The sequence below is a fragment of the Pseudomonas nitroreducens genome, from assembly GCF_010994165.1.
Classification (GTDB): Bacteria; Pseudomonadota; Gammaproteobacteria; order Pseudomonadales; family Pseudomonadaceae; genus Pseudomonas; species Pseudomonas nitroreducens.
Map to the genome: position 1 here is coordinate 214,750 of NZ_WMBX01000004.1, position 17,580 is coordinate 232,329.

Below are 17,580 nucleotides of genomic sequence, written 5' to 3' on the forward strand. Positions count from 1 at the left end.
AGCTCCGACAGTCCGCAAGACGAATGAGCTTCTATCTCTGGGACGGCGAGGACCTGATCCTCGACTGCCACCTGCAACCCAAGGCGAGCCGCGACGAGTTCGCCGGGCTGCACGGCGAACGCCTGAAGATCCGCCTGACCGCGCCGCCGGTGGAAGGCAAGGCCAATGCCCATCTGCTGGCATTCCTCGGCAAGGCCTTCGGCGTGCCGAAAAGCGCGGTGAAGCTGGAAAGCGGCGAACTGAATCGCCAGAAGCGCGTGCGTATTCCCCGCCCGACGAAATTTCCGGCAGAACTCGGGATAGCCGCTCGGTAACCTTGGCCGACCTTACGTGTAGGAATGTGCTGTAGGCCAATTGCTATTCCTACACTCCGTCGCATAATCCACGCCATCCATTCCCCGCGCAGGACGCGCCAGCCCAAGGAACGCCCGGATGAGCATGGAACGTCTCAGTCAGCAGATCGATGCCTATGTCACCTGGAAGCGCGAGCTGGTCCGTGAGATCACCCGCTATCGCAGCTGGCTGGAGCGCGCCCGGCTGAATACCCCGGAAATCGAGAACCGCCTCGAACGCACCCTGCGCCTGCTGCGCGTCGACCACATCACCCTGGCCTTCGTCGGCGAGTACTCGCGCGGCAAGACCGAGCTGATCAACAGCCTGTTCTTCGCCGGATTCGGCCGCCGCATGCTGCCATCCCAGGCCGGCCGCACCACCATGTGCCCGACCGAGCTGTTCTTCGACCCGCGCTCGGAGCGCCCCTACATCCGCCTGCTGCCCATCGAGACCCGCGTCGCCGATGCCAGCGTCGCGCAGTTCAAGCGTATCCCGCGGCACTGGGTGAACATCCCGCTGGATACCTCGGACCCGGCGAACATGGCCGAGGCCTTCGCCCAGGTCGCCAAGACCAAGCCGCTGCCGGTGGAGCAGGCGATCCAGCTGGGCTTCCACCCGGACATGCTCGAAGCCACGGACAAACCCGGCATCGTCCTGGTGCCGGCGTGGCGCCATGCGCTGGTCAACTTCGACCACCCGCTGCTGCGCCAGGGCCTGCGCATTCTCGACACGCCCGGCCTGAACGCCCTGGGCAGCGAGCCGGAACTGACCCTGTCGATGCTGCCCAGCGCGCAATCGATCCTCTTCCTGCTGGCGGCCGATACCGGCGTGACCGCCTCCGACATGGCCATCTGGCGGGACCACGTGCGCCAGCTCGGCGAGGACGGCCACACCAGCCTCTACGCGGTGCTGAACAAGATCGACGTGCTCTGGGACGACCTGGCCGGCGAAGTCTTCGTGCAGAACGCCATCCACCATATCCAGGACACCACCGCGCGACAGCTGGGCATCGCCCGCGAAGACGTGCTGCCGCTATCGGCCAAGCAGGCGCTGCTGGCCAAGGTGCGCGGCGACCGCGACTTGCTCGTGCGCAGCCAGATGGAATCCCTGGAGGAGCTGCTCTGCGAGCGCATCGTCGCGCAGAAGGAGCGCCTGCTGGAGGACGCCGTGGTCGGCCAGGTGCTGGCGCTGGTCAACAACAGCCAGCACAGCCTGCGCGTGCGCCTGGACAAGGTGAAGGAGCAGCAGGCGCTGCTCAACGACCAGCAACAGGACAGCGGCCAGCTGCTGTTCGAGCTGACTGCGCGGACCAAGGACGACCACAACCTGCACCACAAGCGCCTGCTCAGCCTGAAGACCAACCAGCGGCTGCTGCGCCACCAGGGCGAACAGCTGCGCGACGCGGTGCGTCCGGAAAGGCTCGAGCAGCATCTGAAGAAGGTCCACGAGAAGCTGCGCGGCAGCTGGACCACGGTCGGCATCCACCAGGCCATCCTGCAGTTCTTCCGCACCGTGGAGACCGACCTGGTCGGCCTGATGCACGAGGCGGAGACGGCCAACCGCATGGTCGCGGCCATCTACCAGCGGCATAACCAGGAAAACCCGCTCAACGCCCTGGATGCCCCGCAACTCCGCGTCCAGCGCTACCTGCGCGATCTCGCCAAGCTGCAGGAGAAAGCCGACCGCTTCCGCCTGCACCTCAAGACCCTGCTCACCGAGCAGCGCCTGCTGACCCGCCGCTTCTTCGCCACCGTCGCCCAGGAAGTCATCGGCCTGCACCAGCGCCTGCGCGAAGAGGCCGAGCAATGGGCCGCCGACGCCCTGATGCCGCTGATGCAGTACAGCCTGGAACACAAGCAGATGCTGGAAACCCACATGCTGCGCCTCAAGGCCCTGGCCCAGGAAACCCAGCAGGCGCGTCAGCGCTCGCTGCTGCTGGGGCGCTATACCGAGGAGTTGGAGCAGCAACTGGTCGAGGCCACCGACATTCTTCGCCAGCTGCGCCGCCCGGCTCCGCTGCAGCGCCAGGCCAAGGTCGTCACCCTGCCCACCTCCCAGCGCGCCTGAAACCCGCGCCACACCCGCGCGATGCCCGCTCCCGGCGCTTGCCGCAGGGTGCGGTGCTCTTTAGACTGGCCGTCCTTTTTATGCATGAGCTGGGTCGATGCCAACAGTCTTCCCCGAAGATTCCGTCGGTCTGGTCACCCCCCAGACACTGCAGTTCAATGAACCGCTGCCCCTGGCCTGCGGCAAGACGCTGCCCGAATACCAACTGGTGATCGAGACCTACGGCGAGCTGAACGCCACGGCGAGCAACGCCGTGCTGATCTGCCACGCGCTCTCCGGCCATCACCACGCCGCCGGCTACCACAGCGAGGACGAGCGCAAGCCAGGCTGGTGGGACAGCTGCATCGGCCCGGGCAAGCCCATCGACACCCGCAAGTTCTTCGTCGTCGCGCTGAACAATCTGGGCGGCTGCAACGGCTCCACCGGGCCAACCAGCCTCAACCCCGCCACCGGCAGGACCTACGGCGCGGACTTCCCGGTCGTCACCGTGGAAGACTGGGTGCACAGCCAGGCCCGACTGGCCGATCGCCTCGGCATCCAGAGCTGGGCCGCCATCGTCGGCGGAAGCCTGGGCGGCATGCAGGCGCTGCAGTGGACCATCAGCTATCCCGAGCGCGTGCGCCATTGCCTGTGCATCGCCAGTGCGCCGAAGCTGTCGGCGCAGAACATCGCCTTCAACGAAGTGGCGCGCCAGGCGATCCTCTCGGACCCGGAGTTCTTCGGCGGCCACTTCCAGGAACACGACGTGATACCCAAGCGCGGCCTGCGCCTGGCGCGGATGGTCGGCCACATCACCTACCTCTCCGATGACGCCATGGGCGCCAAGTTCGGCCGCGACATGAAGTCGGAGAAGCTCAACTACGACCTGCACAGCGTCGAGTTCCAGGTGGAAAGCTACCTGCGCTACCAGGGCGAGGAGTTCTCCACCCGCTTCGACGCCAATACCTACCTGCTGATGACCAAGGCGCTGGACTACTTCGACCCGGCCGCCGCCTACGGCGACGACCTGGCGCGTACCCTCGCCGGGGTGAAAGCGGACTTCTGCCTGATGTCCTTCACCACCGACTGGCGCTTCTCCCCGGCGCGTTCGCGGGAGATCGTCGACGCCCTGCTGGCGGCGAAGAAGAACGTCAGCTACCTGGAAATCGACGCCCCGCAAGGCCATGACGCCTTCCTGATGCCGATTCCGCGCTACCTGCAAGCTTTCAGCGGTTACATGCACCGCATCAGCGTATAAAAGGACACCCATGCGCGCCGACCTGGAAATCATCCAAGACTGGATCCCCGCCGGCAGCCGCGTGCTCGACCTGGGCTGCGGCGACGGCGAGCTGCTCGCCTGGCTGCGCGACCACAAGCAGGTGGGCGGCTACGGCCTGGAGATCGACCCCGACAAGATCGCCAAATGCATCGAACGCGGCGTCAACGTCATCGAACAGGACCTCGACAAGGGCCTGGGCAACTTTGCCAGCAACAGTTTCGACGTGGTCGTGATGACCCAGTCGCTGCAGGCCCTGCGCTACCCGGACAAGGTGCTGGCGGAGATGCTGCGCGTGGGCAGAACCTGCATCATCACCTTCCCCAACTTCGGCCACTGGCGCTGCCGCTGGTACCTCGCGCGCAATGGCCGCATGCCGGTGTCGGACTTCCTTCCGTACACTTGGTACAACACGCCGAACATCCACTTCTGCACCTTCCGCGATTTCGAGGCGCTCTGCCACGAGCAACACGCAAGGGTGCTGGACCGTCTGGCGGTGGACCACGAGCACCAGCATGGCTGGGCCTCGCGAATCTGGCCTAATCTGTTGGGTGAGATCGGCATCTACCGGATCAGCGGCGCTGGCGTGCAAGATCACCGCATCGCCGTCTGATCGCGGCTATCTGATAGAGCCCGGGAGAAACATCATGCGCCGCCTGCTTACCTTCCTCGCCTGCCTGGTCCTCGCCGTCCCCGCCTTCGCCGAACAGATGAAGCGCCTGGGTGACCTGCAGGTGCACTACAGCGTGTTCAACTCCAGCTTCCTCCAGCCCAACGTCGCGCAAGCCGTGGGCGTGGTGCGCAGCAAGGCCCAGGGCGTGATCAACATCGTGCCGCTGGACGCCAGCGGCAAAGCGGCCAACGCCACCGTCGCCGGCTCCGCCAAGAACCTGATGGGCCAGACCATTCCCCTGACCTTCAAGCGCGTGGTCGAGGAAGGCGCCGTGTACAACCTGGCACAGTTCCCCATCGAGGGCCGCGAGACCCTGACCTTCTCCATCCAGGTCCAGTCCGGAAGCGAAGCGCCGCAAAGCTTCGACTTCATGCAGGAAATCTTCCCCGACGAATGATCAAGCTCGAACAACTGGTGCTGGCCAGTCACAACGCCGGCAAGCTCAAGGAACTCCAGGCCATGCTCGGAGCCCACGTGAAGGTGCGTTCCATCGGCGAGTTCAGCGACGTGGAGCCGGAAGAGACCGGCCTGTCCTTCGTCGAGAACGCCATCCTCAAGGCCCGCAATGCCGCGCGCATCTCCGGCCTGCCGGCGCTGGCCGACGACTCCGGCCTGGCGGTGGACTTCCTCGGCGGCGCGCCGGGCATCTATTCCGCGCGCTACGCCGACGGCAAGGGTGACGCGGCGAACAACGCCAAGCTGCTCGATGCCATGAAGGACGTGCCGGACGAGGCGCGTGGCGCCCAGTTCGTCAGCGTGCTGGCCCTGGTCCGCCACGCTGACGACCCGCTGCCGATCCTCTGCGAGGGCCTCTGGCACGGCAGCATCCTGCGCGAAGCCCGCGGCGAGCACGGCTTCGGCTACGACCCGCTGTTCTGGGTGCCGGAAGCCAACTGCTCCAGCGCCGAACTGCCGCCCGAGCAGAAGAACCAGCTCAGCCACCGCGCCCGCGCCATGGCCTTGCTGAAGCAACGGCTGGGACTCTAGTTGGGGAGGCGCCTAATCTTCAGCGAGAAAAAACTTCGCGGAGTGACGCGCCGCTTGCGCGCCCTTAAAAAGTGGTCCGATAGCTTCCAAGGCCATTTCCCGGCAGACATACCGCCCTCCGAGCGTTATTGGAACTGGAAGATTCCAGTTGCATGCAGCCTTGTGCAGGGTCGCTATACAACGCCGGAAATTCAGGCTCAGTGTGCGCAAGCCCTGATCGACGCCTGCCAACATCTGATACACAGCAAGCCCGAGCTCGCAAAGGATTGGCGAGTCACTGCCGTCATTTGCATTCCGGACTTTTTCACCAGCGAAGTTTGCATCTACAAGGAGGAAGGTTATTTCCTCAGCCATACGCGAGAAAGCGACGGTCCAGATAGCACATGCCGCCACTTGACCTCCAGCCTCGCCGAAGAGTGGAAGCTCCAGTTGGTATCAGGAAGTTCCGAACTCGGCGTTTACATTGACTACGCAGATCCCGACCAGCCCGATGGACGCTTCATCTGCCAGCGCTGGTACTTTGGCGAAGTCATGCCACGATAGTCTCCCCCAAAGATTCAAGCCATTCACCGTGCCCAACGATTCAGTCTTTCAACTTCCCGTGCTGTCCGCGTACGTCCACATCCCCTGGTGCGTGCGCAAATGCCCCTATTGCGACTTCAACTCCCATGCCGCCGGGCCGGAGCTACCGGAAGACGCCTACGTCGAGGCGCTGCTGGCTGACCTGGTCGCCGACCGCGGATACGTCCACGGCCGCAAGTTGACCTCGATCTTCTTCGGCGGCGGCACGCCCAGCCTGTTTTCCGCCAAGGCGCTGGGCCGCATCCTCGAAGGGCTGGAAAGGCAGGTCGGTTTCGAAAGCGATATCGAGATCACCCTGGAAGCCAACCCGGGCACCTTCGAGCAGGCCAAGTTCGCCGACTACCGCCAGCTGGGGATCAATCGGCTGTCCATCGGCATCCAGAGCTTCCAGGCCGAAAAGCTCAAGGCGCTGGGTCGCATCCATGACGGCGACGAAGCCGTGCGCGCGGCCGAGATGGCCCGCCGCGCCGGCTTCGACAACTTCAATCTGGACCTGATGCACGGCCTGCCGGAGCAGAGCGTCGCCGACGCGCTGAGCGACCTGCAGCAGGCCATTGCCCTCGCGCCGACGCACCTGTCCTGGTACCAGCTGACCATGGAGCCGAACACGGTGTTCTGGAGCCAGCCGCCGGAGCTGCCCGAGGACGACCAGCTGTGGGAAATCCAGGAGGCCGGCCAGGCGCTGCTCGCCCAGGCGGGCTACCTGCAGTACGAAACCTCCGCCTATGCCCGTGACGGCAAGCGCGCGCGGCACAACCTGAACTACTGGACCTTCGGCGATTTCCTCGGCATCGGCGCCGGCGCCCACGCCAAGCTGAGCACCCCGGCAGGGCGCATCCTGCGCACCTGGAAGACCCGCCTGCCGAAGGACTACCTGAATCCGGAGAAGCCCTTCCAGGCCGGCGAACGCGACCTGGAAGCGGATGACCTGCCCTTCGAGTTCATGATGAACGCCCTGCGCCTGACCGAAGGTGTACCGGCGGCAACCTTCGCCGAGCGCACTGGCCTGCCGCTGGCCGCCATCGAGGAAGCCTGCCGGCAGGCGCGCAAGGACGGCCTATTGCTGGACGATCCGAACCGGCTGGCCCCCACCGAACGTGGCCAGCTGTTCCTCAACGACCTGCTGCAGCGCTTCCTGCCCTGAGCCTCTGGCGCGAGCAGCGCCGGGCGACTTCATCGTCGCCCGGCGTGTACACTCCCCGGCGACTCTGAATCCCAAGGAGCCCCAATGGACTTCGCGCTCGACCTGATTGCCAACGTCTCCCGCTGGTGCCGCGGCCACCTGTCCGACATCGCCCTGGCGATCATGGCCACCGTGCTGGTGCTGTTCGGCCCGGCGATCAACGCCTGGGTACAGCAGCGCATCGGCAGCCTGAACTTCGTCTTCCGCACCCTGCTGTTCGTGCTGATCTGCGCCGTGGGCTACGGCCTGGCGATGGTCTTCGTCACCCCGTGGCTGGCCAAGGGTCTGGGTTATTTCAACAACTACACCCTGGCGCCCGTGCTGCTGCTAGTGTTCTTCGTGATTGGCATGATCGCCGACCGCAGTTGACCTGCGGGCCTCCGGCGGTTGGCCACCACTGCCGGAGGACACATGAAGCCGATCAAGCATCTCTACCTGCACTTCTCCGATGGCCAGCGTCTGGCGCTGCGCTTCCCGCAACAGAGTGACGACCCCGCCGAAGTGGCGCGCGGCATCCGCAAGCAGATGGAGTCGCCGGTCATCAGCATCGAGGTGGACGGCGACCTGCTGATCATCCCGCGCACCAGCATCAAGTACCTGCAGATCAGCCCGGCGCCCATGCGCATGCCGGAGACCACGGTGCTGGGTGCCGAGCTGATCGAGTAACGCACACCCCGGTGTCGGTGGAGGCTTTTGCAGAACCGAGGTGGGCGCCTAGCCCTTGCTCGCGAACGCTCTGTCCTGGCGCACCGGCGCCGTGGCGGCTCGCGAGCAAGCTCGCTCCTGCAGATCCGTTTGCCTGGATAGACAAAGGCCGCCTCGCGACGGCCTCTGCTGGACTCAGTTACCCTCGCGGCGCAACGCCTGCGGGGTGAAGTCGCGCGGCCCGAGCGGGACCTTGAAGTCGTACATCGGCTCGTTGTTGTCCAGGCCGTCGACGAAATAGCGCTTGCCTTCGAAGTCGTACAGCGCCTCCAGGGTGCTGAGCACCATGGGCACGTCGTAGTAGTTGATCGGGTGCACTTCCTGGGCGCGGATCAGCTTGCCGTCGGCGTTGTAGATGTCCGAGGCGAGGATCTGCCAGCTGTCCTCATCCAGGTAGAAGCGGCGCTTGGCGAACGGATGGCCCATACCCTTGCGCAGGGTCGCCTCGACCACCCAGACGCGGTGCGGCTCGTAGCGCAGCAGCTCGGGGTTGAGGGTCTTGGTCTTGAGGATGTCGGCGTAGGGAATGCCCTTCTGGTGCACGGCATAGCTGTTGTATGGCACCAGCATCTCGCGCTTGCCCAGCAGTTGCCACTCGTAGTGGTCAGGCGCGCCGTTGTAGACGTCCACGGTGTCGGCTGTAGCCAGGCCGTTGGTGTCCGGCTGCAGGGTGTCGTAGGCCAGGCTCGGCAGGCGGCGCACGCGGCGCTCGCCGCTGTTGAAGCGCCAGGCCTTGCGGATCGACAGCACCTGGTCGATGGTCTCCTGAACCACCAGCGCGGAACCCGCCAGCTTGGCCGGGGCGACGATGTTGTACTTGTAGTAGAACAGCGTGTTGTTCAGGTCCTGCGGGGTCATGCCCTCGCGGCCGTAGTTGAAGTACACGTAGCGGTCGAGCTTGAGCAGGTTGTAGCTGCCGCTGGCGAGCACGGCGGCCTGATTGGTCACCATGTGAATCTGCTCGCCGCGGTAGCGCATGATGTGGTTCCAGATCGCTTCCAGGCCGGTCTTCGGCATCGGGAATGGCACACCGGCGGCGGCGCCCTGCACACCGTTGCCGTCGGCGATCAGCTCGGCGTTCTCGGCGTTGAAGCAGGTGGCGTCATAGATGCGCTGGGGCAAGGATGCGCTGCGGCGGCTGGGGAAGACCCGCAGATAGTAGTCCGGGTTCTCCTGCAGCAGCGCCTGGGTGCCGGGCGTGAGCAGCGCCTGGTACTGCGCCAGGTTCTTGCTGTCGATCTTGTACTGCACGGCGTCGCCAGCGTACGGATCGAGGTGATGGCCGCCGGGCTGGTATCCCGCCGGCGCGGTGGTGATGCCGCCGGTCCAGGCGGGGATGGTGCCACTGGCGTTGCCGGCCATTTCCGCGCCCATCGGCGTCAGGTCGCGGCCCAGTCGAGCGGCCTCGGTGGCATCGACTTTCGCCTGCGCCGGCAGGGCCCACGCCCCTGCCATCAGCAGTACAGCAAGTTTCTTCAACACAGCAGACTCCTTTGCGACGGACTCCTGTCCGTCACTCTTATTTTCGTCCGCGGCGGATGCCGCTTTTTATTCAGGAGGTGAGGATGGCCTTTTTCGGCCTGCCGGGTGGTCCCGGTCTCGAAGGTGCTTTTCGCGTGAAAAAGGCCTGCTGGGCAGGCCTTTTCGGGCGGATCAGTCGACGCGCTCGAACTTCAGGTCCCAGACGCCATGGCCGAGTCGCTCCCCGCGACGTTCGAACTTGGTGACCGGGCGCTCTTCCGGGCGCGGCACGTAGGTATTATCGGCCGAAAGGTTGCGGTAGCCGGGTGCGGCATTCATCACTTCCAGCATGTGCTCGGCGTATTGTTCCCAGTCGGTGGCCATGTGCAGCACGCCGCCGACCTTCAGCTTCTGCCGCACCAGCTCAGCCCAGGCCGGCTGCACGATGCGACGCTTGTGGTGGCGCGACTTGTGCCACGGGTCCGGGAAGAACAGCAGCAGGCGATCGAGGCTGGCATCGGCAACGCAGTCGCGCAGCACCTCGATGGCGTCGCAGCTGTAGACGCGGATATTGGTCAGGTCCTGGGTCAGCATGCCGTTGAGCAGCGCACCAACGCCCGGCCGGTGCACTTCCACGCCGATGAAATCCTGCTCCGGCGCGGCAGCGGCCATCTCCAGGGTAGCGTGGCCCATGCCGAAGCCGATCTCGAAGGTGCGCGGCGCCTGGCGCCCGAACACTTCATCGAAGTCCCGCGCACCGTCGGCCAGCTCCAGGCCGAACTTCGGCCAGCCCTGGTCGAGGCCACGCTGCTGGCCCTCGGTCATGCGACCGGCACGCATCACGAAGCTCTTGATGGCGCGCATCGGACGGTTGTCGACGTCGGGCTGGTTCTCGGGCTGATTTTCGGGAATGTCACTCATGACTCGGACCTTGCGGGTAAATGCACACGCGGGCCGGTTGCTTCTGGCAAACCGGCCCGCGCGTCGGTGTCTATTAAATGCCTGCCAACGATCTCGCGAGCTAGAGCGGAACTAGGCGAAAAGTGGGGCGGGAGCGGAGTTTACACGCAGTAAATGAGCATCCCGAACCACTTTTCAACGACGTTCCGCCGACGCGCAGCAGATCGTTAGTTGATCAGGCCCGTCATCGGCGACGACGCGCTCGCATACAGCTTGCGCGGCATGCGGCCGGCCAGGTAGGCCAGGCGGCCGGCGACGATGGCGTGCTTCATGGCCTCGGCCATCATTACCGGGTTCTGCGCGTGGGCGATGGCGGTGTTCATCAGCACGGCCTCGCAGCCCAGCTCCATGGCGATGGTGGCATCCGACGCAGTGCCCACGCCGGCATCCACCAGCACCGGAACGGTGGCTTCTTCGAGGATGATGCGCAGGTTGTACGGGTTGCAGATGCCCAGGCCCGAGCCGATCAGGCCGGCCAGCGGCATCACCGCGATGCAGCCGATCTCGGCCAGCTGGCGGGCGATGATCGGGTCGTCGCTGGTGTACACCATGACGTCGAAGCCGTCCTTGACCAGCACCTCGGCGGCCTTGAGGGTTTCGACGACGTTGGGGAAGAGGGTCTTCTGGTCGGCCAGGACTTCCAGCTTGACCAGGCTGTGGCCATCCAGCAGCTCACGGGCCAGGCGGCAGGTGCGCACGGCCTCGACGGCGTCGTAGCAGCCGGCGGTGTTCGGCAGGATGGTGTAGCGATCCGGCGGGATCACGTCCAGCAGGTTGGGCTCGCCCGGGTTCTGGCCGATATTGGTACGGCGCACCGCTACGGTGACGATCTCGGCGCCCGAGGCCTCGATGGCCACGCGGGTCTCTTCGAGGTCCTTGTACTTGCCGGTGCCGACCAGCAGGCGCGAATGGTAGGTACGGCCAGCCAGGGTGAAGGGCTTGTCGACCGGCAGGTTGGAGGAAGCTTGGCTCATCGGATCACTCCTCAGGAAATGTGAAAGCTTTGCGGGGCCTGAAAGATGTAGCGACGGGCTCTAGCCGCCGCCGATGGCATGCACCACTTCCACCTGGTCGCCTTCGCTCAGGGCGGTGGCGGCGTGCTGGCTGCGCGGCACGATGTCCTGGTTGAGCTCGACCGCGACACGCTTGCCGGTGAGGTCGAGACGCTCGAGCAGGTTGGCGACGGTCTGGCCGGCGGGCAGCTCGAAGGGTTCGCCATTCAACTGAATACGCATGGGCGGGACGGTCGTTGCTGGAGGGGGTCGCATTCTAGCCCGATCGCGGCGGATGACCAAGGTATCCGGGCGTCGCACTCGGGCTTTTCTGACATCCGGGTCAACCCAGCTGGAAGGCCGCCACCAGCAGCAGCGCCCAGCCGATGAGGAAGAACAGTCCGCCGATCGGCGTAATGATGCCCACGCTCAGGCCCGCCAGGGTCAACAGGTAGAGGCTCCCGGAGAACAGCAGGATGCCGACGGTGAATGCCCAGCCGGCAAGGCTGATGAGGGTGCCGCCGATGTGCGCGGTGAGCAGCGCCACGCCGAACAGCGCCAGGGCGTGCAGCATCTGGTAGTGCACGCCGGTCTGGAACACCGCCAGGTACTCGGGCGTAAGCTTGTTCTTCAGGCCGTGGGCGGCGAAGGCGCCAAGGGCGACCCCGGTGAAACCGAAGAACGCGGCGAGCATCAGGAAAGTACGCAGCATGGGACAGCTCCAGACAGGTGAGTATCGCTATAATGGCCCGCTCATCCGCCCAGGCAAAGCCTCCGCATGCGCAACGCCCTCCGCCGCCTGTCAAAGATCGCGCTCTGGTTCGTCGCCATCAGCGTGGCGCTGGTCATCGTCCTGCGCTGGGTGCCGCCGCCGGGGACCATGGTGATGGTCGAGCGCAAGGTCGAGTCCTGGTTCAACGGCAAGCCCATCGACCTGCAACGCAGCTGGCGCTCCTGGGACGAACTGCCCGACAGCCTCAAGCTCGCGGTGATCGCCGGCGAGGACCAGAAGTTCGCCGAGCACCACGGCTTCGACCTGCCGGCGATCCAGAAGGCGCTGGCGCACAACGAGCAGGGCGGCAAGGTCCGCGGCGGCAGCACCATCAGCCAGCAGGTGGCGAAGAACGTCTTCCTCTGGACCGGCCGCAGCTGGGTGCGCAAGGGCTTCGAGGCCTGGTTCACCCTGCTGATCGAGACCTTCTGGTCCAAGCAGCGGATTCTCGAGGTCTACCTCAACAGCGTGGAATGGGATGCCGGCGTGTTCGGCGCCCAGGCCGCCGCCCAGCACCACTTCGGCGTGGAGGCCAAGCGCCTGTCGCAACAGCAGGCCAGCCTGCTGGCTGCCGTGCTGCCCAACCCGCGCAAGTGGAGCGCCGGCAAGCCCGGCCCCTACGTGCGCCAGCGCGCCTCGTGGATTCGCCAGCAGATGTGGCAGTTGGGCGGTAGCGAGTATCTCGGGCGCCTTTAAGGCGCCGTATCCGACACCTTGAGGGTGTTGCGCGGGACCACGCGGATCCATTGCAGCGTGCCATCGCGATGCAGCAGCGTCATGCCCTTCTCCGGATAGACCCAGGCCTCGCCACCCTCCACCTGCAGGCGCAGGCGCGGGTCGCCCAGGCTCACCGCCAGGCGCCCGACTGCCAGGTCTTCCTGGGGCGCCAGCGCCAGTTCGGAGACCGGCTTGTTGCCCAGCTGACTCATCAGCTCGGCGCTCAGCGGCTGATCCTTGCTGGTCGGCTGCATGCCGGTGGCCTTGGCCAGGCTGGCATGCTCGGCCTCGCTCAACGCCAGCTCCGCCTCGACATGCCAGGGCCCTTCGTCCGTCACCAGGCGGCCACGGTAATGCAGTTGCGGGCCGTCCTGGCTGGCAGTCAGCCACAGCTCGCCGGGCTGCAGGCCCTGCAGATCACTCAGGCTCAGGTGGTCTTCAGCCAGCGGCTCGAAGACTTTTTCCTTCCAGTCATTGAACCACTGCGGCGGCTTGGGCGGTGCCGACGTGCGGGCGGCCCAGGTGCCCAGGCCGAAAGCCAGCAGGGCGATGACCAGGAAAAACATCCCGTGGACGGGACGCAGGCGCGGCATGGGACTCTCCAGACTCTGGACAGAGAATGACCGGACAGAAAAAAACCGCACCAGGGTGCGGTTCTCGGTCTCAACGGGAGCGCATCGAAGCCGGTCAGGCTTCGATGCGGCCCTTGAGTTTGTTCATCGCGTTTTTTTCCAACTGACGAATCCGCTCGGCGGACACGTTGTACTTGGCCGCCAGGTCGTGCAGCGTCGCCTTCTCCTCGGCCAGCCAGCGCTGGTAGAGAATGTCGCGGCTGCGCTCGTCCAGGCCTTCCAGCGCCTCGTGCAGGCTGGCGGTGGAGCTGTCGCTCCAGTCCGCTTCTTCCAGCTGGCGTGCCGGATCGTAGCGATGGTCTTCCAGATAATGCGCCGGGGACTGGTAGGCACTCTCGTCGTCGGCGTCCGCCGCCGGGTCGAAGGCCATGTCCTGCCCGGTGAGACGGCTTTCCATCTCGCGGACTTCGCGGGCCTCGACACCGAGGGTTTCCGCGACGCGGTGCACTTCGTCATTGCTCAGCCAGGCCAGTTTCTTCTTCTGGCTGCGCAGGTTGAAGAACAGCTTGCGCTGCGCCTTGGTGGTCGCGACTTTCACGATCCGCCAGTTGCGCAGGATGAACTCGTGGATTTCCGCCTTGATCCAGTGCACGGCGAACGACACCAGGCGCACACCCATTTCCGGGTTGAAGCGCTTCACGGCCTTCATCAGGCCGACGTTGCCTTCCTGGATCAGATCGGCCTGGGCCAGGCCGTACCCGGAATAACTCCGGGCGATGTGCACAACAAAGCGCAGGTGCGCCAGAACCATTTGCCGTGCCGCTTCCAGATCTTGCTGGTAGAAGAGGCGTTCGGCCAGTTCGCGCTCCTGCTCCGGCGTCAGCAGCGGAATGCTGTTCACCGAGTGCACGTAGGCTTCCAGGTTCGCACCGGGAGCCAGGGCATAGACAGGTTGCAGAGAAGTGGTCATGCGAATCCTCCGATTCACGAAACTCGCGCAGTGTAGCACTGCGAAATCTGACTGCAAGCGGGTGTAAAAGTTCCTTTACACCCGCTTTACCCCAGCAAAATCAGGGGTTTCAGCGCGGCGCCAGTTCGCGCAGGTGGCGCGCCACGGCCAGCCAGGCGCCGATCCAGCCCAGCAGCACCGCGCCCACGGTCAGCGACAGGCCATCGTCGACCGGAACGCCGGCCAGGCCGAAATCGCTGCCGTACAGCCCGGCCAGGTTGACCACCGAGCTGTTCAGCCAGTCCAGCCCGAAGGCCAGCAGGGCCCAGGACAGGATGCCCGCGCCCAGGCCATACAGCGCGCCCATATAAAGGAAGGGGCGGCGCACATAGCCGTCCGTCCCGCCGACCAGCTTGATGACTTCGATTTCGTTACGGCGATTTTCGATGTGCAGGCGGATGGTGTTGCCGATCACCAGCAACAGCGTCAGCACCAGCAGGATGGTCAGGCCGAAGACGAAGCGATCACCCAGCTTGAGGATCGCCGACAGCCGCTCGACCCAGACCAGGTCCAACTGCGCCTGTTGTACACCGGGCAACTCCGACAACCGTTGACGCAAGGCATCCAGCTGGGCCTTGTCGATCTGCTTGGGCGTCACCGAGATGACCGCCGGCAGCGGGTTGTCCGGCAGCTCCTTGAGCGCCTCGCCAAGCCCGGACTGCTCCTGCAGCTCTTTCAGCGCATCGTCACGGCTGATCAGCTGTGCCTCGATCACATCGGGCATCTTCTCGATCTGCTCGCGTAGGTCCTGACCCTGGGCCTCGCTGGCCTTCAGGTCGAGGAACAGGGATATCTGTGCGGCGCGCTGCCAGGAGCCGCCGAGGCGCTCGACGTTGTTGAGCAGCAGCGACAGGCCCATGGGCAGGCTCAGGGTAATGCCCATCACCAGGCAGGTGAAGAAGCTGCCGAAGGGGTGGCTGACCAGGCGGTGCAAGCTGTCCATCAGGCTGGCGCGGTGGTTTTCCGCGTAGGCCGAGAGGGAGGCGCTGTGGTCCTGGTGCTCGTTGTCGTCCGGGCGCTCGCGCGTGTTGCGCGTCGGGGTGCCTTCTTCGTCGCCGCGGGGCAGGTCATTGGCGCTCATCAGGCGTTCTCCTCACGGTCGGCGATGATGCGGCCGCGCTGCAGGGTGATCATCCGGTGGCGCATGCGCGCGATCAGCGCCAGGTCGTGGCTGGCGATCAGCACGGTGGTGCCCAGGCGGTTGATATCTTCGAACACGGACATGATTTCCGAGGCCAGGCGCGGGTCGAGGTTACCGGTCGGCTCATCCGCGAGCAGCAGCGCCGGGCGGTGCACCACGGCGCGGGCGATGCCGACGCGCTGCTGTTGGCCGGTGGAGAGGTCGGACGGACGGTCCTCGGCCTTCTCCTTCAGATTCACCCGGTCCAGCGCCGCTTCGACGCGGTAGGCGATCTCCGCCTTGGGCAGGCCAAGGATCTGCATCGGCAGGGCGACGTTCTCGAACACGCTGCGGTCGTCCAGCAACTGATGGTTCTGGAACACCACGCCGATCTGCCGGCGCAGGAAGGGAATCTGCGCGGTGGAGATGCGCGAGACGTCCTGCCCGCCGAGCAGCAGCTTGCCCGAGGTGGGCCGTTCCATCGCCAGGATCAGGCGCAGCAGGGTGCTCTTGCCGGCGCCGGAGTGGCCGGTGACGAACATGATCTCGCCGCGCGGCACGCGGAACGAAATCTCGTGCAGGCCGACATGGCCGTTGGGGTAGCGCTTGCCAACCTGCTCGAAACGGATCATGCGATTTCCCGGGTCTCGAAGAGTGCACGGACGAAAGCATCGGCTTCGAAGGTTCGAAGATCGTCGATCCCTTCGCCGACACCGATGTAGCGGATCGGCAGCTCGAACTGCTTGGCCAGGGCGAAGATCACCCCGCCCTTGGCGGTGCCGTCCAGTTTGGTCAGGGCCAGGCCGGTCAGCTCAACGGCGTTGTTGAACTGCTTGGCCTGGTTGATGGCGTTCTGCCCGGTGCCGGCATCCAGCACCAGCAGGACTTCGTGGGGAGCCGTCTGGTCCAGCTTGCCGATCACGCGGCGCACCTTCTTCAGCTCTTCCATCAGGTTGTCCTTGGTGTGCAGGCGGCCGGCGGTGTCGGCGATCAGCACGTCCACGCCACGGGCCTTGGCGGCCTGCACGGCATCGAAGATTACCGAGGCGGAGTCCGCGCCGGTGTGCTGGGCGATCACCGCGATGTTGTTGCGTTCGCCCCAGACCTGCAGCTGCTCGACGGCGGCGGCGCGGAAGGTGTCGCCGGCGGCGAGCATGACTTTCTTGCCATCCAGTTGCAGCTTCTTGGCCAGCTTGCCGATGGTGGTGGTCTTGCCCACGCCATTGACGCCTACGACCAGGATCACGTAGGGCTGCTTGTCCGCCTTGATGGTCAGCGGCTGCTCGACCGGGCGCAGCAGGGTGGCCAGCTCTTCCTGCAGGGCCTTGTACAGCGCCTCGCTGTCGGCCAGTTCCTTGCGCGCGACGCGCTTGGTCAGGTTCTGCACGATGGCAGTGGTGGCCTCGACGCCGACGTCGGCGGTCAGCAGGCGGGTTTCGATTTCGTCCAGCAGGTCGTCGTCGATGGCCTTCTTGCCCAGGAACAGGCTGGCCATGCCCTCGCCGAGGCTGGCGCTGGTCTTCGACAGGCCCTGTTTGAGGCGGGCAAAGAAGCCAAGCTTGGAAGTTTCGGCAGCGGCAGGCCTGGCTTGCGGCTCGGGTTCGGGCTGCGTGGCAGGTTCGGGTTCCGGCTGGGCAACCACGAGGGGCGCTTCGGCGACCGGCTGCGGTTCGGCGGGAGCGGCGGCGGGCGCAGGCTCGACCAGCTGCGGAGCCGGTTCTGGCTCGACCGGCTGCACGGCCGGCTGCGGCGCCTCGGCAATCACCGGCGGCTCGGCTGGCGGCACAGGCTGGACCAGTGGCTCCACCGGAACGCTGGCCGGCACCACGTCGAGTACCGGCTCGGGGGTCGGCTCGACGCTCGGCGCAAGCGGCTCGGCCTGGGCGGCGGGCGCTTGTTCGGCGGCAGGAGCAGGCTCGGCGACAACCGGTTGTTCTACCGGCTGCTCGGTTTCGGCGGCAGGTTGCTCCGCGGCCTGCGGCTTCTTGCGCAGCCAGCCGAACAGACCCTTCTTCTCCCCGGCTGGCGGGGCCTTCTTGTCGTCGTTGGAACCAAACATGTAGGGATCGAATCTCTAGGGGACGCCACGAAAGACAGGCAGCAAAAGGCCTCGAAACAGCTTTGCGAAGCCCTGAACGTGGCCGCCCGGAAAACGGATGGGTATCCTAGCATCTCCTCGCCCGCCGGGGTTA

At 65.5% G+C, this 17,580-nt stretch carries 20 protein-coding genes and 1 pseudogene; 11 read left to right on the forward strand and 10 right to left on the reverse strand.

Translation table 11 applies throughout. The features are described 5' to 3' along the window. Positions 1-23: 23 nt before the first annotated feature. The 10 genes from GJV37_RS18550 (at position 24) to GJV37_RS18595 (ending at position 7,746) form a co-directional block, all read left to right on the forward strand. Complete coding sequence (locus GJV37_RS18550) at positions 24-314, forward strand: DUF167 domain-containing protein (protein ID WP_170858011.1); 291 nt, start codon at positions 24-26, stop codon at positions 312-314. Positions 315-432: 118 nt separating this feature from the next. Continuing rightward, entirely contained in the window at positions 433-2,400 is a 1,968-nt protein-coding gene (locus GJV37_RS18555; protein WP_170858012.1) for a dynamin-like GTPase family protein, read from the forward strand. A 97-nt stretch (positions 2,401-2,497) separates the two neighbouring features. Further along, positions 2,498-3,637, forward strand: a complete 1,140-nt coding sequence (metX, locus tag GJV37_RS18560) for a homoserine O-succinyltransferase MetX (protein ID WP_038803496.1) — start codon at positions 2,498-2,500, stop codon at positions 3,635-3,637. A gap of 10 nt (positions 3,638-3,647) precedes the next feature. Then, on the forward strand, positions 3,648-4,268 hold the full coding sequence (gene metW, locus GJV37_RS18565) for a methionine biosynthesis protein MetW (RefSeq protein WP_024766763.1): 621 nt from the start codon (positions 3,648-3,650) through the stop codon (positions 4,266-4,268). A gap of 34 nt (positions 4,269-4,302) precedes the next feature. After that, entirely contained in the window at positions 4,303-4,725 is a 423-nt protein-coding gene (locus GJV37_RS18570; protein WP_193452817.1) for a DUF4426 domain-containing protein, read from the forward strand. After that, positions 4,722-5,315, forward strand: a complete 594-nt coding sequence (gene rdgB / locus GJV37_RS18575) for an RdgB/HAM1 family non-canonical purine NTP pyrophosphatase (RefSeq protein WP_037013514.1) — start codon at positions 4,722-4,724, stop codon at positions 5,313-5,315. Before GJV37_RS18570 ends, rdgB begins: the two co-directional genes overlap by 4 nt. A 54-nt stretch (positions 5,316-5,369) precedes the next feature. Then, on the forward strand, positions 5,370-5,858 hold the full coding sequence (locus tag GJV37_RS18580; RefSeq protein ID WP_226045839.1) for a DUF3916 domain-containing protein: 489 nt from the start codon (positions 5,370-5,372) through the stop codon (positions 5,856-5,858). Positions 5,859-5,886: 28 nt separating this feature from the next. Next, a complete protein-coding gene (hemW, locus tag GJV37_RS18585; RefSeq protein WP_193452818.1) occupies positions 5,887-7,041 on the forward strand; it encodes a radical SAM family heme chaperone HemW in 1,155 nt (384 codons plus the stop codon). 84 nt (positions 7,042-7,125) lie between these two features. Then, positions 7,126-7,449, forward strand: a complete 324-nt coding sequence (locus tag GJV37_RS18590; RefSeq protein ID WP_017520106.1) for a DUF3392 domain-containing protein — start codon at positions 7,126-7,128, stop codon at positions 7,447-7,449. 42 nt (positions 7,450-7,491) lie between these two features. Then, on the forward strand, positions 7,492-7,746 hold the full coding sequence (locus GJV37_RS18595) for a hypothetical protein (protein ID WP_017520105.1): 255 nt from the start codon (positions 7,492-7,494) through the stop codon (positions 7,744-7,746). A gap of 174 nt (positions 7,747-7,920) precedes the next feature. Here the strand turns inward: GJV37_RS18595 and GJV37_RS18600 are convergent, their stop codons facing one another. The 5 genes from GJV37_RS18600 to GJV37_RS18620 form a co-directional block, all read right to left on the reverse strand. Beyond that, positions 7,921-9,267 carry a DUF1329 domain-containing protein gene (locus GJV37_RS18600; protein WP_193452819.1) on the reverse strand — a complete coding sequence of 449 codons (1,347 nt, stop codon included), beginning with the start codon at positions 9,265-9,267 and terminating at the stop codon, positions 7,921-7,923. Positions 9,268-9,438: 171 nt separating this feature from the next. Then, positions 9,439-10,110 (reverse strand): tRNA (guanosine(46)-N7)-methyltransferase TrmB, encoded by a 672-nt coding sequence (gene trmB, locus GJV37_RS18605; protein ID WP_217284487.1) that lies wholly within the window; start codon positions 10,108-10,110, stop codon positions 9,439-9,441. Between the two features lie 263 nt (positions 10,111-10,373). Beyond that, positions 10,374-11,180, reverse strand: coding sequence for a thiazole synthase (locus GJV37_RS18610; protein WP_065086238.1), 807 nt, complete (start codon positions 11,178-11,180; stop codon positions 10,374-10,376). Positions 11,181-11,240: 60 nt separating this feature from the next. Continuing rightward, positions 11,241-11,441, reverse strand: coding sequence for a sulfur carrier protein ThiS (gene thiS / locus GJV37_RS18615; protein ID WP_024766770.1), 201 nt, complete (start codon positions 11,439-11,441; stop codon positions 11,241-11,243). A gap of 100 nt (positions 11,442-11,541) precedes the next feature. Continuing rightward, on the reverse strand, positions 11,542-11,910 hold the full coding sequence (locus GJV37_RS18620; RefSeq protein WP_024766771.1) for a DUF423 domain-containing protein: 369 nt from the start codon (positions 11,908-11,910) through the stop codon (positions 11,542-11,544). Positions 11,911-11,942: 32 nt separating this feature from the next. Between GJV37_RS18620 and mtgA the strand changes: the two are divergent. Then, positions 11,943-12,666 (forward strand): annotated as a pseudogene (gene mtgA, locus GJV37_RS18625) (monofunctional biosynthetic peptidoglycan transglycosylase). Here mtgA and GJV37_RS18630 read toward each other — a convergent pair. The 5 genes from GJV37_RS18630 to ftsY all read right to left on the reverse strand — a co-directional run bounded on the left by GJV37_RS18630 (position 12,663) and on the right by ftsY (position 17,447). Then, positions 12,663-13,280 (reverse strand): hypothetical protein, encoded by a 618-nt coding sequence (locus GJV37_RS18630; RefSeq protein ID WP_170858017.1) that lies wholly within the window; start codon positions 13,278-13,280, stop codon positions 12,663-12,665. The pseudogene mtgA and the gene GJV37_RS18630 sit on opposite strands and share 4 nt — an antisense overlap. 94 nt (positions 13,281-13,374) lie before the next feature. Next, entirely contained in the window at positions 13,375-14,229 is an 855-nt protein-coding gene (rpoH, locus tag GJV37_RS18635) for an RNA polymerase sigma factor RpoH (protein WP_024766773.1), read from the reverse strand. A gap of 109 nt (positions 14,230-14,338) precedes the next feature. Further along, on the reverse strand, positions 14,339-15,349 hold the full coding sequence (gene ftsX / locus GJV37_RS18640; RefSeq protein WP_024766774.1) for a permease-like cell division protein FtsX: 1,011 nt from the start codon (positions 15,347-15,349) through the stop codon (positions 14,339-14,341). Then, positions 15,349-16,020, reverse strand: coding sequence for a cell division ATP-binding protein FtsE (ftsE, locus tag GJV37_RS18645; protein WP_024766775.1), 672 nt, complete (start codon positions 16,018-16,020; stop codon positions 15,349-15,351). Before ftsE ends, ftsX begins: the two co-directional genes overlap by 1 nt. Continuing rightward, positions 16,017-17,447 (reverse strand): signal recognition particle-docking protein FtsY, encoded by a 1,431-nt coding sequence (ftsY, locus tag GJV37_RS18650; protein ID WP_170858018.1) that lies wholly within the window; start codon positions 17,445-17,447, stop codon positions 16,017-16,019. Before ftsY ends, ftsE begins: the two co-directional genes overlap by 4 nt. Positions 17,448-17,580: the final 133 nt, after the last annotated feature.

What these genes read in the sequence shown, in the direction of transcription:
- GJV37_RS18550 (WP_170858011.1), top strand. Translation starts at nt 24, where the DNA reads ATGAGCTTCTATCTCTGGGACGGCGAGGACCTGATCCTCGACTGCCAC.
- GJV37_RS18555 (WP_170858012.1), top strand. Translation starts at nt 433, where the DNA reads ATGAGCATGGAACGTCTCAGTCAGCAGATCGATGCCTATGTCACCTGG.
- metX (WP_038803496.1), top strand. Translation starts at nt 2,498, where the DNA reads ATGCCAACAGTCTTCCCCGAAGATTCCGTCGGTCTGGTCACCCCCCAG.
- metW (WP_024766763.1), top strand. Translation starts at nt 3,648, where the DNA reads ATGCGCGCCGACCTGGAAATCATCCAAGACTGGATCCCCGCCGGCAGC.
- GJV37_RS18570 (WP_193452817.1), top strand. Translation starts at nt 4,303, where the DNA reads ATGCGCCGCCTGCTTACCTTCCTCGCCTGCCTGGTCCTCGCCGTCCCC.
- rdgB (WP_037013514.1), top strand. Translation starts at nt 4,722, where the DNA reads ATGATCAAGCTCGAACAACTGGTGCTGGCCAGTCACAACGCCGGCAAG.
- GJV37_RS18590 (WP_017520106.1), top strand. Translation starts at nt 7,126, where the DNA reads ATGGACTTCGCGCTCGACCTGATTGCCAACGTCTCCCGCTGGTGCCGC.
- GJV37_RS18595 (WP_017520105.1), top strand. Translation starts at nt 7,492, where the DNA reads ATGAAGCCGATCAAGCATCTCTACCTGCACTTCTCCGATGGCCAGCGT.
- trmB (WP_217284487.1), bottom strand. Translation starts at nt 10,110, where the DNA reads ATGCGCGCCATCAAGAGCTTCGTGATGCGTGCCGGTCGCATGACCGAG.
- GJV37_RS18610 (WP_065086238.1), bottom strand. Translation starts at nt 11,180, where the DNA reads ATGAGCCAAGCTTCCTCCAACCTGCCGGTCGACAAGCCCTTCACCCTG.
- thiS (WP_024766770.1), bottom strand. Translation starts at nt 11,441, where the DNA reads ATGCGTATTCAGTTGAATGGCGAACCCTTCGAGCTGCCCGCCGGCCAG.
- GJV37_RS18620 (WP_024766771.1), bottom strand. Translation starts at nt 11,910, where the DNA reads ATGCTGCGTACTTTCCTGATGCTCGCCGCGTTCTTCGGTTTCACCGGG.
- GJV37_RS18630 (WP_170858017.1), bottom strand. Translation starts at nt 13,280, where the DNA reads ATGCCGCGCCTGCGTCCCGTCCACGGGATGTTTTTCCTGGTCATCGCC.
- rpoH (WP_024766773.1), bottom strand. Translation starts at nt 14,229, where the DNA reads ATGACCACTTCTCTGCAACCTGTCTATGCCCTGGCTCCCGGTGCGAAC.
- ftsX (WP_024766774.1), bottom strand. Translation starts at nt 15,349, where the DNA reads ATGAGCGCCAATGACCTGCCCCGCGGCGACGAAGAAGGCACCCCGACG.
- ftsE (WP_024766775.1), bottom strand. Translation starts at nt 16,020, where the DNA reads ATGATCCGTTTCGAGCAGGTTGGCAAGCGCTACCCCAACGGCCATGTC.
- ftsY (WP_170858018.1), bottom strand. Translation starts at nt 17,447, where the DNA reads ATGTTTGGTTCCAACGACGACAAGAAGGCCCCGCCAGCCGGGGAGAAG.